The organism is Bacillus sp. MYb56, from assembly GCF_002976445.1.
GTDB classification, from domain to species: Bacteria; Bacillota; Bacilli; order Bacillales; family Bacillaceae_G; genus Bacillus_A; species Bacillus_A mycoides.
This window is the reverse complement of sequence record NZ_PCOH01000056.1, coordinates 1-13,737: the sequence shown is the minus strand read 5'-3', so window position 1 is coordinate 13,737 and position 13,737 is coordinate 1. Positions and strand designations below refer to the sequence as shown.

The window sequence follows — 13,737 nt, the reverse complement described above, 5'->3', positions numbered from 1 at the left end:
ATAAGGCTGCAAAGCGATTCTTCAAGAAAGCCTTGCGGTCTTTTCATGTCTCAAAACCTCGTATCATCACGGTTGATAAGAACCCTGCTTATCCAATCGCTATCGAACTGTTGAAGAAAGAAAAAAGGATAACAATAGGCACCAAAATCCGAAGGATAAAATATTTAAATAACATAGTAGAACAAGATCATCGTTTTATTAAAAATCGTATACGCTCTATGTTGGGATTTAAATCATACAAAACAGCAGCCTCTATATTGAGTGGTGTTGAGGCCATGCATATGGTCAAAAAAGAACAAATTGATTTGCAGGACCAGTCTGTCCAAAATCAGAATGTTTTTATCAACCAGCTGTTTGGATTAACTGCTTAACAGGTGATTCCGTTAGGAATCCTTGATTCTTTTTTATTTATCATCTTTTTGCACCAGAACCGTATTTAATTCCAGAGTGGCCCTTGAAACCCATAATCGTTTCCGTACCCCTGCCATGTCCTTGCTACCAATAATGTTGCGTTATGTTAACCTTACATGTATAAAATATACAACCAAAATCAAACAACATATCATTTCTTTTAAATGGTAAAATAGGGGAAAAAGGAGGTTCTAAATAATGCCTTTAGAAACCGATATTTATTACATAGAAGTTGCTATTATTTTAGTGATCATCGGTGCACTGTTTGGGGGGATTATACGTATAATTCGGCATACCAGCAATCGCAAAAAGCAAGATTCAGTTGAGCAAAAGTTAGATAGGGTTATTCAACTGTTAGAAAAACAAAACAAAGATTGACCCTCCCTCCAAACAGGAGGGGTTTGCTGTTGAGATGAAAAAAGGAGAGGAACATAAATGGAGTTGTATCGCAGTAAAATTAGAGAACTACTTGAATTCAATAATTTAAGGGAGCATTTCTATAAAGAGAAAGAAGAAACCATTCAAGAAGTTGAAGAGAGACTGAACGTAAAGCTTCCGGGCAGTTATCGATGGTTTCTAAAGGAATATGGCGGAGGAGGAAATGGTGTATATGTGAACGGCTGCAACGATATTTTGTATTACCATGACAGATTTAAGTCCTTCAACATTCCGAAAGGATATATTATTATTGAGCATTGCGATGAGTATTCCTATTGTTTAGATACGGAAAAAATGATGAACAATGAATGTCCTATTGTAAACTGGAGTGCCCATGAAAAAGGTATCTATCCAGAAGCAGACAACTTTTACGAACACTTATTAGAGGGAATTGAAAATGCAATTGAAAATGAGTGGTGGGAAGAATAATATATAACAAACCACAATACAACTCCTTTCAAAAGATACAAGCAGAATTACTTCCGCCTTCGAAAATTATGTGAACTAGGAGATGATATTTTGGATGTCATCGAGATTGATTTAGAAGACGAAATGACAAAAGAAATGTTTATTAGAGTAATTAAAGATATATATCCTTCAGGGTGTTATATTTACGCCCTCATCCCTGAAAACGAAAATGAATTATTAAGTTATTTACCAGAATCTTTTGTAAGAGCTACTAAGATTAAAATGAACAGCTTTCCTAAAAGTTATGGGGTTGCTGGTTATATAAATGATATAAATTATGAATTTGTTTATTATTTCTATGAGTATGAGCACCTGATCGAATATGTCTTTTCTGCTTCTGAATTAACGGCAAATTTATTTAAGGAATTAAAAAGTTGGAAAGACTTATATAGTTATTTTGAAGAGAAGCGAATCAATCATTTGTCTATGGGTCCTGATCAACAATGGTTGTTGCATTATACTTAGATAAACTTTCAACAATACTCGATTTTTCTAGATTTCTAGATAGATTGACTGCTGATAAGTAGTGTTATGGTAACTATGGTTGTGTAGAACGTGTATGTTTGATTTTAAAATAAATATGTATATACAAGTTTTATAATTGTTACGGTTGCTCCAAGATAAGCAAACCATTCCCAAAGTGGTGTTTTTTGTTTAGAATCAGTCATATTGTTATGTCCTCCTTTTTGATATCCATTAAACAATATTTTATCATAATAATGTGATTTGGGTGTTTTTGCCCATCCCCCCGAAAAGGGGGAATAAGCTTAATTCATACGAAATTTAAACGTCATGTCAAAAAGTGTACCTTTGCGAACACATAAAAAGAAGAATCCAAAATGGACTCTTCTTTTATAAATTTAAATGGGTAAGATTTAGATATGTCAGAGCATTCCTCAAATCATTCTGTAAGTAAAGAGTGGCACCTCATTCCCTAAATCGTTTCCATACCCCTTATCCTTCTTTCTTCAATTGTGTTCCGTAAACTTAATTTATCGTGGATTTTAAATGTGTTCCGTAAACTTAATTTATCGTGGATTTTAAATGTGTTCCGTAAACAATATCTATTATATTAAGTTTAATAAGTTAACGGAAGACATCTTCTGTTAACTAAAAAAATTGGCTATATTTATTTAGTTTTTTGATTTATTATATATCTTAATTATTTATATTTTATTTCTTTTTTATATAAATCTGATTTATTTTGTTTTTTTATTAGATTTTATCAAATCATTTAGTAAAGAATCTAATTCCCTACTAAAAAAAAGTACCTTTTCATGAGTGAATCCATACTGTTTAACAAGCGATATCAATTCTTTTTTTTTTCAATCACCTGATCTAACTTCTTACAATTAGACATATTTTTTATACACTCCCATATTACCTAAATAAAGGTCATCAAGGCGGAATTTCTTCAGACATCAAATACAAAATCTATGAACTAAAAAAGATATACACACTGAATTTATTACACACCTTGATATGCTTGTTTATATACTTCTCTTAATTCTGAAATCAATGGCAGTTTCGGATTTGCTGGTGTACATTGATCTTCAAATGCTCTTTCTGATAAAACATCCACAACATTTTCAAATGCTTCTTGTTTTACCCCTTGTCCTGCAATGCTCATATTAATATTTAATTCTTTCCCAAGACTGATAATTGCTTGTACAAGTGATTCCACACCCTCTTCTACGGTACTCGCTGGCAATCCCAGTGCTCTTGCAATATCTGCATAACGTTCATCTGCTACAAAGTGCTCATATTTTGGGAACAATGCATGTTTTCTCGGTTTAATAGCATTATATCGAATTACATGCGGCATTAAGATCGCGTTAGCGCGTCCATGCGGAATGTGAAATTCTGGTCCAAGTTTATGTGCCAAACTATGATTAATACCAAGAAATGCATTTGCAAACGCCATACCTGCAATTGCAGAAGCATTATGCATTTTCTCACGTGCCTTTTCATCATTTCCATCTTTATATGCTCTCGGTAAATATTTAAATACGAGATCAATTGCTTTTAAAGCCAACCCATCTGTATAGTCATTTGCCAAAATAGACACGTATGCTTCAATCGCATGTGTTAGCACATCCATTCCAGTGTCCGCTGTTACATGAGGTGGCACTGTCATGACAAACTGTGGATCGATAATCGCTACATCTGGTGTTAATTCATAATCAGCAAGTGGATATTTTATATTATTTTTTTTATCTGTAATAACTGCAAATGGTGTCACTTCTGACCCTGTTCCCGACGTTGTTGGAATCGCAACAAATTGTGCTTTTTGCCCTAGTGTTGGAAATTTACATGTACGTTTTCTAATGTCTAAAAACTTTTGTTTTATTCCAAAGAATTTTGTTTCTGGATATTCATAGAATAGCCACATTCCTTTTGCTGCATCCATCGCTGAACCTCCGCCCAATGCAATAATTACATCAGGTTTGAAACTTCTCATCATCTCAGCGCCCTTGAAAACTGTTTCATCTGATGGGTCTGGTTCTACCTCTGAGAAAACACCTACTTTTACATCATTTAAATGTTGTTGTAAGTAATGTGTAACTGTATCTACATATCCTAGTTCTACCATTCCTGGATCCGTTACAATGAATGCTCGTGAAATGTTTGGCATCTTAGCTAAATATTGTGTCGCATGTTTTTCAAAAAAAACCTTAGGCGGTAATTTGAACCATTGCATATTATTTTTTCTATTCGCCAAACGCTTTACATTTATTAAATGTGTAGCTGTTACGTTTTGTGAAACAGAATTCTTACCGTATGATCCACACCCTAATGTTAAAGATGGAATAAATGCGTTATATATATCACCAATTCCACCTTGTGATGACGGTGAATTTACAATAAGACGACAAGCTTTCATTCGTAAACCAAATTGTTTTTGTACTTCTTTATTTGTGGAATGGATAACCGCTGAATGCCCTAAGCCACCCATATTTAACATTTCCTCACAGTATTTAAATCCTTCTTCTCGTGAATTTGCTTTGATACAAGCTAATACTGGGCTTAATTTTTCACGCGATAGTGGATATTCTGCACCCACTCCCTTAATTTCAGCTACAAGTATTTTTGTATCTTCTGGTACCTTAATGCCTACTAATGATGCAATATAATGTGCTGATTTCCCAACGATATCACTATTTACTGCACAAGTATCTTCATTAATGACAAGCTTCTCTAATTTTTTTCTCTCTTCTTCTGTAACAAAATAACAATTGTTGTCTTGCATTTCTTTCTTTACACCATTATAGATTTCTTTATCTACAATAATCGCTTGCTCAGAAGCACAAATCATACCATTATCAAATGTTTTTGATAAGATTAAATCATTTACAGCGCGTTTTACATGTGCCGATTTCTCTAAATAACAAGGTACATTCCCAGGCCCTACTCCTAAAGCCGGTTTCCCAGTAGAATATGCTGATTTCACCATTCCAGCACCTCCGGTTGCAAGAACAAGTGCAACCCCCTCATGGTTCATTAATCTTTTTGTTGCCTCAACAGAAGGTTTTTCGATCCATTGAATGCAATTTTCTGGTGCCCCTGCCTTAATTGCTGCATCACGTAAAACTTTAGCCGCTGCAACAGAGCATTGCTGCGCAGATGGATGGAAAGCAAAAATGATTGGGTTTCTTGTTTTCATTGCAATTATTGCTTTAAACATAGTAGTTGAGGTAGGATTAGTTACTGGTGTCACACCAGCAACTACACCCACTGGTTCGGCAATTTCAATAACTTCTTCATGTGGATCTTCATGGATAATCCCTACAGTCTTATCTTTTTTTATGCTATGCCAAATATATTCAGTCGCAAATATATTTTTTGTACATTTATCCTCATACACACCTCGGCCAGTTTCCTCAACCGCCATTTTTGCCAATGGCATATGTTGATCTAATCCAGATAGTGCCATTTCATGAACAATATGATCTACGTGCTCTTGCGTATAAGATTCTAGTGCTTTTAGTGCTTCTTTTCCATTTTCAACTAAAGTATTAACAACTTCTTGTACTTCATTTTCATCTTTAATTACTACGTTGACCATTGATTGTACTTCATTTTCATCTGTCTTGTTTGTCATATTAAAGCCTCCAGATCACTATAAAAATAGATTTAAAATGTTGGAACTTATTATTTTCCTCTTGCATATCAAGTAAAAGCTTAAATAATGTGAAGTATTTCACAAATAATAATGTGAAGTTTTTAACTACTCTTACTATACATGAAATAACTAATTTTTTTTGTGTATTATTTGTGAAACATTTCACAAATAATACAATAATTCTAATCAACAATTACTTATTTACACAATCAATGTATACAATTACATTGTCAGTTGTATTATTTCTCAATTCAATGTATACCTTAGCATTGAGATACAATATTTGTTGATGCCTTAATATCTCGATTTCATTATCAATTATAGCCATTATTTCACCAAAAACTGCATACATACATATATCCTTGTTCAACTGTTTTGGTATGACAACACTACCTGATGGGTTAATAAAAAAAAATGTTGGAAATGTATTTTCAGTTTTATTAATAATTGTTTTGAACACTTCATCATTTAATCCCATAGGTGTTACATTTTTTAATTGCATAAATATCACTCCTTTTCATTTATAAAAAATTAAATAAAGTATAATCTATTTTTATAAACTTGTAGCTATGATCTCGACTTTGCCTATAAGTTTATAACGGTTCTGGTGCAAAAACTATAAGGCTCATGTGACGAATCTTCGAAACTTGGACATACTGATACTAGTACTTTAAAAAAGGACGTGATTCGTATGGAAAAGCAAAACTTATTCAAGTGGAAACACTATCAGCCTGAACTCATCTTATTAATAGTAAGATGGTACCTGCGGTACAATTTAAGCTTTCGTAACCTGGTGGAAATGATGGAAGAACGAGGAGTATCAATCGCTCACACAACCATTATGCGTTGGGTTCATCAATATGGGCCCCAATTAGAAGAGAAAGTACGATATCATCTTAAATCAACAAATGACTCATGGAGAGTTGATGAAACCTATATCAAAGTAAAAGGTCAATGGATGTATTTATATCGTGCTGTAGATTCCGAAGGGAACACCATTGATTTTTTTCTTAGTAAATCAAGAGATAAACAAGTAGCCAAGCGCTTTTTCAAGAAAGCCTTGGCTTTTTCGTATGTTTCTAAACCTCGTGTGATAACATTAGATAAGAACCCCGCTTATCCTGTAGCAATTCGAGCGTTGAAAGAAGAAAAGCATATGCCTGAAGGCATAGAGCTAAGACAAGTTAGATATCTCAATAACATAGTGGAACAAGATCATCGTTTTATTAAGAAACGTGTGCGTTCTATGTTAGGGTTCAAGTCTTTTGGCACAGCTACATCCATTCTTGCAGGAGTGGAAGCTATGCATATGATTAAAAAAGAACAGATTAATTTACGGGATCTGGACTTATCCCCGTCAAGTAGACAACTGTAAAAAAGACTATGCAGCCATCGAAATTCGATATTCGATCGGAGCTCGATGATTGAGTCGTTTTTGGAATCGTTTGTAGTTATAATGATAGATGCATGTTACCACGGAGGATTAAGTAAAGGAAATATTAATGATCAGATTCAAAAAGTAATTTCATATTAAATTTCTAGAACCTTCTTCAACTATCTGGCGCTTTAATGGAGCAACGAAAAAAGCCTAATTTCTCAATTTTAATGAGAAATTGGGCTTTTTATATTTACTTATAGTGCAAAATAGGTGCAAAATAACTCCTAAAGTGACATTCAGCGATACAAGTAATATTGGACCAAATCGCAAAATCTTTACAGCAAGGAGAAAAAGTACAGTTGCTTGGTTTTTGAGGACATTCGAAGTCCAGGAACTTGCAGAGCGCAACGGTCGTAACCCCAAAAAAGGAGAAGCGATGACGATTCTTTCTTCAAAATTACCAGCTATTAAAACAGGCTAAGAACTTAAATATATGATAAAGTAAAAAAGTATTTCTCTACATATTAGGAGAATACTTTTTTTAAGGAACTTTAAAACTCACACATCCCCTATACAGTAAAGGAAGTTTGGTACATGCAATTTTCTATAGATGCGATTCGTAATTTCCTCATACAAGATATGGAATCTTATCGTGAAATGATCCTACAAGAAAATGATTATGATAATATGAAATGGAGTTACACTACATTCATTGATATGAATAATTACCTAAAGAAAACAAATATGGATCAAGAGGAAATTCAAGAGTTATTATCGGTGAGCCGTGAAGGGATCTCTTTTGGTTCGGTAACAACACGTGATATGCTCTTTATACATTCTCTTACTAGTCCAAATCGATGTTTGGAACTAGTAGAAACCTATAAATTGTTGGAACGAACAAACGAATACGTTCCAAATATGAAAGATGAATTGCAATGGCTCAAAGATCGATGGGAAAAAGGATTTTATATTTTTCTTAATCAATAAATACGTTGTATTTATAAAAGTGCTTACCATAGCAAATATAGAAGAGTCAAAGAATACGAATATAGCTTAGAAAAAAGCAAATCTTCTTAAAAGAGAAGTTTGCTTTTTTCTTATTCCCCCTTTTCAAGGGGATGGGCAAAAACACCCGTTTACAAACAGGCAATTTCCACTATTATTAAGTAATTCTTTATCCTTCCTTCTAGGGGAGAGGGGAATACACAAAAAAAAGAAGATTGAGATCAATCTTCTTTAAAATGAAGGAATAGATGACAGATTACTACTTCAATTCCTAATCAATTATAATTAAGTATGTAATAATATTCGATTCATTCGAAATTTTCTCGATTTATTTGTATTATTTTTAAATTATAATATAAGTAATTCTTTTTATTGTTATATATCTGTTATTTCCTGTTGCAGAATCCTTAAGCTATTAAGGGTTCCTTTTTTGTATCTAAAATCCAAAAATAAAAAGATAAGATTCGGGAACACGATCTTATCTTTAGCACAAGGAGTAAACAAAAGGAATAACCATCATATTTTTATAATACTTCAATTTTTGTTAATTTTGAATATTAAAACACAATTGATAAGTATCTCTATATTAGGAAATTTATTACAAAATGAGCTATAAATGATTCAAAGATCGAAAGTAAACTTTTAGCCATTTGTTTACTTTCAAATTCACTTAAGGACACATTTTCTTGTTTCAAAAACCTCATGTTTATAAAGGTATACCTTTGTAAACGCTCGTTCACTTTTTAGGACGGTTCATTTGTAAAACTCAATAATTATGACTTTGCGCATAAATAATATAAGAAATAAATGGATATATATTCATTTGCTAAAAAAATAAGAATTGAAAGTTTTTTAATTTTTTTACAAATAGCACACAAAAATGACATACTTCTAGACTATTTTTATATAGAGGAATTATTTTTTGAAATGGTTACTACATATAAAGGAGACTTCAAAATGGATATGGATTCATATTATTGGGAAATGGTTAAGAAGAATATTGGTGTGTATTCTGAACAGGAACAAGAATGTCTTCGAAATAAGAAGGTCATTATTTTTGGACTAGGGGGAGTAGGTGGATATGAAGCAATTCTGTTTTCGCGAATGGGAATAGGGCATATTACCGGTGTTGATCCCGATGAATTTGAAGTTTCTAATATTAACAGACAAATGTTAGCGCTTTCTAGTGTTATAGGTGAACCAAAAGCAAAAGTTGCAGAACAGGTTGTAAAAGATATACATCCCTATATATCAACAAATTTTATACAAACAAGAGTAGATGAAGATAATGTAATCGAGCTTATAAAAGGGCATGATATTGTAGTAGAAGCCGTAGATGATATGCCTTCAAGAGTTATTATACATAGAACAGCTAGAGAATTAGGCATACCAAGTGTGGGGATGTCAGGTAGCCCCCCAACACGAGGATTTGTTTCTACATTTTTTCCAACCGGAATTCCTTATGAAGAAGCATTAAACATCTCAAGTGTCGGATGCAAATTAACAAATCAAGAATTAAGACAACAGATTGCTGATATAAAGAAAAGTCGAGCTTGGTATTCTGTGGAGAAAGGCGCACCAAAAGAGTGGGCGCAAGATTTTTGTGATGGAAAAGCAGGCTGGATTATCACACCGATGCGTGCTCATCTATTGTCACTATTTAGCTTTCATGAAGCAATACAAGTTTTAACTGGTCGTGAACCTCTAGCTAGAGCGCCTAAAGGCATTGTAATGGATTTAGATAGTCATATCCCGGTTCAAGTAAAAGAAGTCCCAAAGGGTGGATGGGATTATAAAACACTGTAAGGAGGAATATAATTTGTTAACAAAAAATAATGATATGCAAAATATATATGAAGAAAGTTTTACGCGAAATATTGGTGTTATCTCTATAGAGGAGCAGGAGAAATTAAAAAATTCTCGAGTTACTGTAGTTGGAGCAGGGGGCGTAGGAGGAATTACACTCATCCAATTGGCGCGAATGGGTGTGGGTTCTTTACATGTTATTGATCAAGATGTATTTGAAGCAAGCAATATCAATCGACAAATGCTAAGTTCCAACAGTAAATTAGGACAGCCGAAGGCAGATGTTGCTTTAGAAGTTTTGCAAGACATTAATCCATTATTACAAATAGAGATAACGAAAGAATTTGTTACCGAGGACAATGCATTAGAACTTCTAACGAATACAGATGTCATTATAGATGCAACTGATAATTTAGTAGCGAGAGTAATTATCCATCGTACAGCTCAAAAATTAGGGATTCCTTCTATTTGGATTGCAGTTACACCTCCCTTTAGAGGTGGCGTCATGTCTTTAACTCCTGACTCTACGCCTTATGAAATCGCGTTAGGATATCCGTCTTATCAACAAGAACTAACACCAGAAATGCAAAATAAAATTCATAAATTAAAAGATGGACGTGCTCTTCATTCGGTCAAGCATGGTGCGGATGAGAAATGGGCAAATAATTATGTACAAGAAGATCGTCCATGGGCTGTACTGTCTCCCGTTGCGAATATCGTAGGCATTCTGGCAAGCTTTGAAGCATTTAAATTTATAATAAATCGAGAAGACTTAAAACCTGTAATAAGTCCAAATTTAATACAAATTAACCTTGCAAATCAAAATATGGTACATGTGTCTGTACCTGAAAATGATAGTTGGGATTATACAACATTATAGATGAGGTAAGAGAATATGCTTCCTTTTTTGTTACTGGGGATTATTGTTACACTCGCTCTACTTGTTAAGGATTATGCGCTAGCTGGTGCGGCTTGTTTATTAGGAGTTTTACTTGCTGTTGGACAAAAAACTTTATTACATCTTATTCAACAATATTCTTTTCCAATTGGTATTTTCTTTCTGATGCTATTCCTTTTAGTACCAATTACATCTGGAAAGATTACCAGTGAAAACGTAATAAAATTAATTACCTCTCCTATCGGATTAGGATCCATTCTAGCAGGTTTTACTGTGTCATACATAGGAGGAAAAGGTGTAGGAGTTCTACCTATGAATTCTACGATATTGTTAGGTGTCTTAATAGGTACTCTTATTGCCGTATTATTTACAAAAGGGTTACCAGCCGGATTAATTATTGCGGCTGGGATCATAGCTATCATTTCTATGAAATGAAAGGAATATTCTAAATGAAGATAAAATGGACACATATTAGTTTAGTAGGAATTTTTTTGATAATACTTATGTCTAGTTGTTCTAATATCAAAGAAACTTCTCAAAATGATCAAACTTCTAAAGTGGTAAAACAAGAATTAGAAATTCAGCAAGGAGAAGAAAATTTATTTTTACTTCATAAAAACTTAAATAATAAAAAACAGTATACATCTGATGAAATTATCTTATTTTTAGAACCATTTAGTGTACCTACAGCTCAAGCATTTGATGTACCAAAATTTTCATGGATGGATGAGTATGCCAGAAAAGGGTATGATACTTGGGCTATGGATTTCAGAGGGTTTGGTCGTTCTTCTCGCCCTAAAGAAATGTCAGATCCTCCTGCCCAAAACCGTCCGGTTATTCATTTGAATGATGCAACCAAGGATCTAGAAACAATTGTAAATTGGATTAAAAAGAAGAGAAACGTAAAAAGAATTCATATTGTTGGATGGTCATATGGAGGTGTTGTGGCTGGAAATTATGCAATATCCCATCCTCAAGATATTAATAAACTTATTTTATATGGGTATATGCACGGGTTCACACTTCCTATGATGACACAGCCTTTAGAAAACCCACTACAACCTAATCAGTTTAATCCTGAAGCACCAGCTTATCAAATGGTGGACTTTGATAAAGGAATGCATCATTGGCATATGATGATGGGAAATAAAAAAATTGTTACAGACGAAGCAATGGATGCCGTAAAACAAGTTTTTATTAATTCAGATCCTATGAGTAAGAAAAATAATCAAACGATTCGTCGACCAGTTGGTCCACTTGAAGATTTATTTTATATTTGGAAAAATCAGCCCCTATATGATGTATCTAAGATTACCACTCCATTACTTGTCATTTACGGGGAAGATGACATATTTGCAGACCGAAATATGATGTCAAAATTAACAAGTACAAAACAAAAAAAAGAAGTAGTAATCCCTGATGCAACACACTGGGCTGTTTATGAAAAGAATCGTAATACCCTATTCGAACAAACATTAAACTTTATAGAAGCGAAAGAAGGCAAACAGGAATGAAAAAGGGTTTAACAATATTAGATGCTACCTTGCGTGAAGGAGAACAACAATGTGGTATTCGTTTCTCCAAGGAAGACAAAATTACATTACTTCACATGTTAGAGGATTTTGGAGTAAGTCTTATTGAAGTTGGACACCCTGGCATCTCTGAAGAAGAAGAAGAGATTTGCCGAGAAGTTGCAGCATCTGCAAAGCACGCCGAAATACTTATGCATGCTCGGGCGAAAAAAGAAGAAGTTCATGCGGCTTATCGTGCTGGTGCCGATTGGATAGGAATCTGGGCGTCTATTAATCCTATTTCTTTACAAACAAAGTATACCAATCGATCAAAAGAGTATGTTATTAATCAGGTGAAACATGCTATTGAAGAAGCAAAATCTTTAGGAATGAAAATCCGTTTTACTATTGAAGATGCTTCACGAACGGAATGGGAAGATATCGCCTACATTGGACAGATTGCACATATAGCTGGAGCAGATCGAATCAGTTTAGCAGACACTGTAGGAATTTGGGAGCCAGGTCAGTGTGCGACAATCGTGAAGAAATCTGTTGAGACATTCCCTTGTGAGATTGAAGTTCATCTTCATAATGATTTAGGATTAGCCATGGCAAATGCTCTTGCTGCAATTGATTCAGGGGCATCTGTCATTGATGCTACATTGTGCGGAATAGGTGAACGTGCTGGGATTGTTGATTTGCTAAATTTATCAGTATTTTTATCTCAAAAGCGTAATCTACAGTGCTTTAAACTACAGATGATTCCTGAATTAACGCAATCTCTCCAATTAGCTACTGGTTGTCAAGTAGATCATTGGAGACCGATTATTGGAAAGAATATATTTACTCATACTGCATCCTATCATATAAAAGCTGTTCAGCAGAATTACTCAGCATATGAGGGTATTCAACCTGAAATGATAGGCAGAGTAAGGAACATACAACAAAAACGTATAGAAAGAAAAGGGCCTCGGCTTTCAAAGTCTCTCCGAGTTAGTAAACCATTTGTAAAAGGAGCATCTGAGCTTTTATATCATCGTGATGGTCCAGGAGAGCGTTGGGTACAGATGGATTATAGAACTGATGAACGTGCTTCATTTTATGTAATACAGCGTGTATTTTACGACGCCCATATGGATGAGAACTTAGAAGGACATGTAGATACTCACGCACATCATTGTGATAGTGCCTTTATTTTCTGGGGGAATAGAATAGATGGTACAGGCCTCTTATGTGAAGTGGAAATTGAAGGAGAATTGCAAATAATTGAAAGTCCAGCATCTGTTTTTATTCCATCGGGGTTAAAACATAGGTACAAATACCTTTCGGGTACAGGAACATATACAAACATCGTACTAGCACCTAATTATAATTCTAGTTTGTTAGAGGAAAACTCATCAAAAGTATTTGTATATTAGTAAAATATAAAAAAGTTTTTATTTCTGTTATGATGATGTTTTAGTAAACCATCTGACTGATAAGAGTATAAGCAACCTCAATGTTCTTTATGTAAGAAAATAAAAAACAGATAGAATTCAATATGTTCTTTGAATTCTATCTGTTTTTTGAATGGCCCCAAAAAGAAGTAATCGTTGCCGTGCCCCTTTTACCTAATGACTAATATTAGCACTTGGGTATAATGTCGTTCCTCCAATTGAAACTTTTATTTCATTTGTTAATGGAACATTTTGTTCATTAA

The 13,737-nt window shown here is 33.9% G+C and carries 15 protein-coding genes; 12 read left to right on the top strand and 3 right to left on the bottom strand.

Going from position 1 to position 13,737, the window contains the following annotated elements; translation table 11 throughout:
* The 4 genes from CQ058_RS29135 to CQ058_RS29115 form a co-directional block, all read left to right on the top strand.
* Nucleotides 1–371 (top strand): DDE-type integrase/transposase/recombinase (locus CQ058_RS29135; protein WP_142396431.1); only part of this gene is annotated, 371 nt, incomplete at its 5' end.
* Between the two features lie 238 nt (nt 372–609).
* Nucleotides 610–789: a DUF4083 family protein gene (locus tag CQ058_RS29125; RefSeq protein WP_002193664.1), complete on the top strand. Its 180-nt coding sequence runs from the start codon at nt 610–612 to the stop codon at nt 787–789.
* Between the two features lie 57 nt (nt 790–846).
* On the top strand, nt 847–1,278 hold the full coding sequence (locus tag CQ058_RS29120) for an SMI1/KNR4 family protein (RefSeq protein WP_002193665.1): 432 nt from the start codon (nt 847–849) through the stop codon (nt 1,276–1,278).
* A 90-nt stretch (nt 1,279–1,368) separates the two neighbouring features.
* A complete protein-coding gene (locus CQ058_RS29115) occupies nt 1,369–1,782 on the top strand; it encodes a hypothetical protein (RefSeq protein WP_016127980.1) in 414 nt (137 codons plus the stop codon).
* A 734-nt stretch (nt 1,783–2,516) separates the two neighbouring features.
* Here CQ058_RS29115 and CQ058_RS29110 read toward each other — a convergent pair.
* The 3 genes from CQ058_RS29110 to CQ058_RS29100 form a co-directional block, all read right to left on the bottom strand.
* Nucleotides 2,517–2,630: an aspartyl-phosphate phosphatase Spo0E family protein gene (locus tag CQ058_RS29110; RefSeq protein WP_078177481.1), complete on the bottom strand. Its 114-nt coding sequence runs from the start codon at nt 2,628–2,630 to the stop codon at nt 2,517–2,519.
* 155 nt (nt 2,631–2,785) lie between these two features.
* A complete protein-coding gene (gene adhE, locus CQ058_RS29105; protein ID WP_033713939.1) occupies nt 2,786–5,383 on the bottom strand; it encodes a bifunctional acetaldehyde-CoA/alcohol dehydrogenase in 2,598 nt (865 codons plus the stop codon).
* Between the two features lie 250 nt (nt 5,384–5,633).
* Nucleotides 5,634–5,942, bottom strand: coding sequence for a hypothetical protein (locus tag CQ058_RS29100; protein ID WP_002191917.1), 309 nt, complete (start codon nt 5,940–5,942; stop codon nt 5,634–5,636).
* A gap of 189 nt (nt 5,943–6,131) precedes the next feature.
* Here CQ058_RS29100 and CQ058_RS29095 point away from each other — a divergent pair, with 189 nt between their 5' ends.
* From CQ058_RS29095 to CQ058_RS29055, 8 genes are all read left to right on the top strand, one after another.
* Nucleotides 6,132–6,815 (top strand): IS6 family transposase, encoded by a 684-nt coding sequence (locus CQ058_RS29095; protein ID WP_105590148.1) that lies wholly within the window; start codon nt 6,132–6,134, stop codon nt 6,813–6,815.
* 292 nt (nt 6,816–7,107) lie between these two features.
* On the top strand, nt 7,108–7,299 hold the full coding sequence (locus CQ058_RS29085; RefSeq protein WP_050551333.1) for an HU family DNA-binding protein: 192 nt from the start codon (nt 7,108–7,110) through the stop codon (nt 7,297–7,299).
* Nucleotides 7,300–7,412: 113 nt separating this feature from the next.
* Nucleotides 7,413–7,805, top strand: coding sequence for a hypothetical protein (locus CQ058_RS29080; RefSeq protein ID WP_002191919.1), 393 nt, complete (start codon nt 7,413–7,415; stop codon nt 7,803–7,805).
* A gap of 975 nt (nt 7,806–8,780) precedes the next feature.
* Nucleotides 8,781–9,629: a HesA/MoeB/ThiF family protein gene (locus CQ058_RS29075; RefSeq protein WP_002144027.1), complete on the top strand. Its 849-nt coding sequence runs from the start codon at nt 8,781–8,783 to the stop codon at nt 9,627–9,629.
* A gap of 13 nt (nt 9,630–9,642) precedes the next feature.
* On the top strand, nt 9,643–10,509 hold the full coding sequence (locus tag CQ058_RS29070) for a HesA/MoeB/ThiF family protein (protein ID WP_002193684.1): 867 nt from the start codon (nt 9,643–9,645) through the stop codon (nt 10,507–10,509).
* Between the two features lie 15 nt (nt 10,510–10,524).
* Nucleotides 10,525–10,962 carry a DUF441 family protein gene (locus CQ058_RS29065; RefSeq protein ID WP_002161856.1) on the top strand — a complete coding sequence of 146 codons (438 nt, stop codon included), beginning with the start codon at nt 10,525–10,527 and terminating at the stop codon, nt 10,960–10,962.
* A 14-nt stretch (nt 10,963–10,976) separates the two neighbouring features.
* Entirely contained in the window at nt 10,977–12,041 is a 1,065-nt protein-coding gene (locus CQ058_RS29060; RefSeq protein ID WP_002187957.1) for an alpha/beta hydrolase, read from the top strand.
* Nucleotides 12,038–13,456: a homocitrate synthase/isopropylmalate synthase family protein gene (locus tag CQ058_RS29055; protein WP_002191921.1), complete on the top strand. Its 1,419-nt coding sequence runs from the start codon at nt 12,038–12,040 to the stop codon at nt 13,454–13,456. Before CQ058_RS29060 ends, CQ058_RS29055 begins: the two co-directional genes overlap by 4 nt.
* Nucleotides 13,457–13,737: the final 281 nt, after the last annotated feature.

Coding starts and splice junctions, on each gene's coding strand:
- CQ058_RS29080 (WP_002191919.1), top strand. CDS start 7,413: ATGCAATTTTCTATAGATGCGATTCGTAATTTCCTCATACAAGATATG.
- CQ058_RS29100 (WP_002191917.1), bottom strand. CDS start 5,942: ATGCAATTAAAAAATGTAACACCTATGGGATTAAATGATGAAGTGTTC.
- CQ058_RS29065 (WP_002161856.1), top strand. CDS start 10,525: ATGCTTCCTTTTTTGTTACTGGGGATTATTGTTACACTCGCTCTACTT.
- adhE (WP_033713939.1), bottom strand. CDS start 5,383: ATGGTCAACGTAGTAATTAAAGATGAAAATGAAGTACAAGAAGTTGTT.
- CQ058_RS29060 (WP_002187957.1), top strand. CDS start 10,977: ATGAAGATAAAATGGACACATATTAGTTTAGTAGGAATTTTTTTGATA.
- CQ058_RS29075 (WP_002144027.1), top strand. CDS start 8,781: ATGGATATGGATTCATATTATTGGGAAATGGTTAAGAAGAATATTGGT.
- CQ058_RS29120 (WP_002193665.1), top strand. CDS start 847: ATGGAGTTGTATCGCAGTAAAATTAGAGAACTACTTGAATTCAATAAT.
- CQ058_RS29095 (WP_105590148.1), top strand. CDS start 6,132: ATGGAAAAGCAAAACTTATTCAAGTGGAAACACTATCAGCCTGAACTC.
- CQ058_RS29125 (WP_002193664.1), top strand. CDS start 610: ATGCCTTTAGAAACCGATATTTATTACATAGAAGTTGCTATTATTTTA.
- CQ058_RS29055 (WP_002191921.1), top strand. CDS start 12,038: ATGAAAAAGGGTTTAACAATATTAGATGCTACCTTGCGTGAAGGAGAA.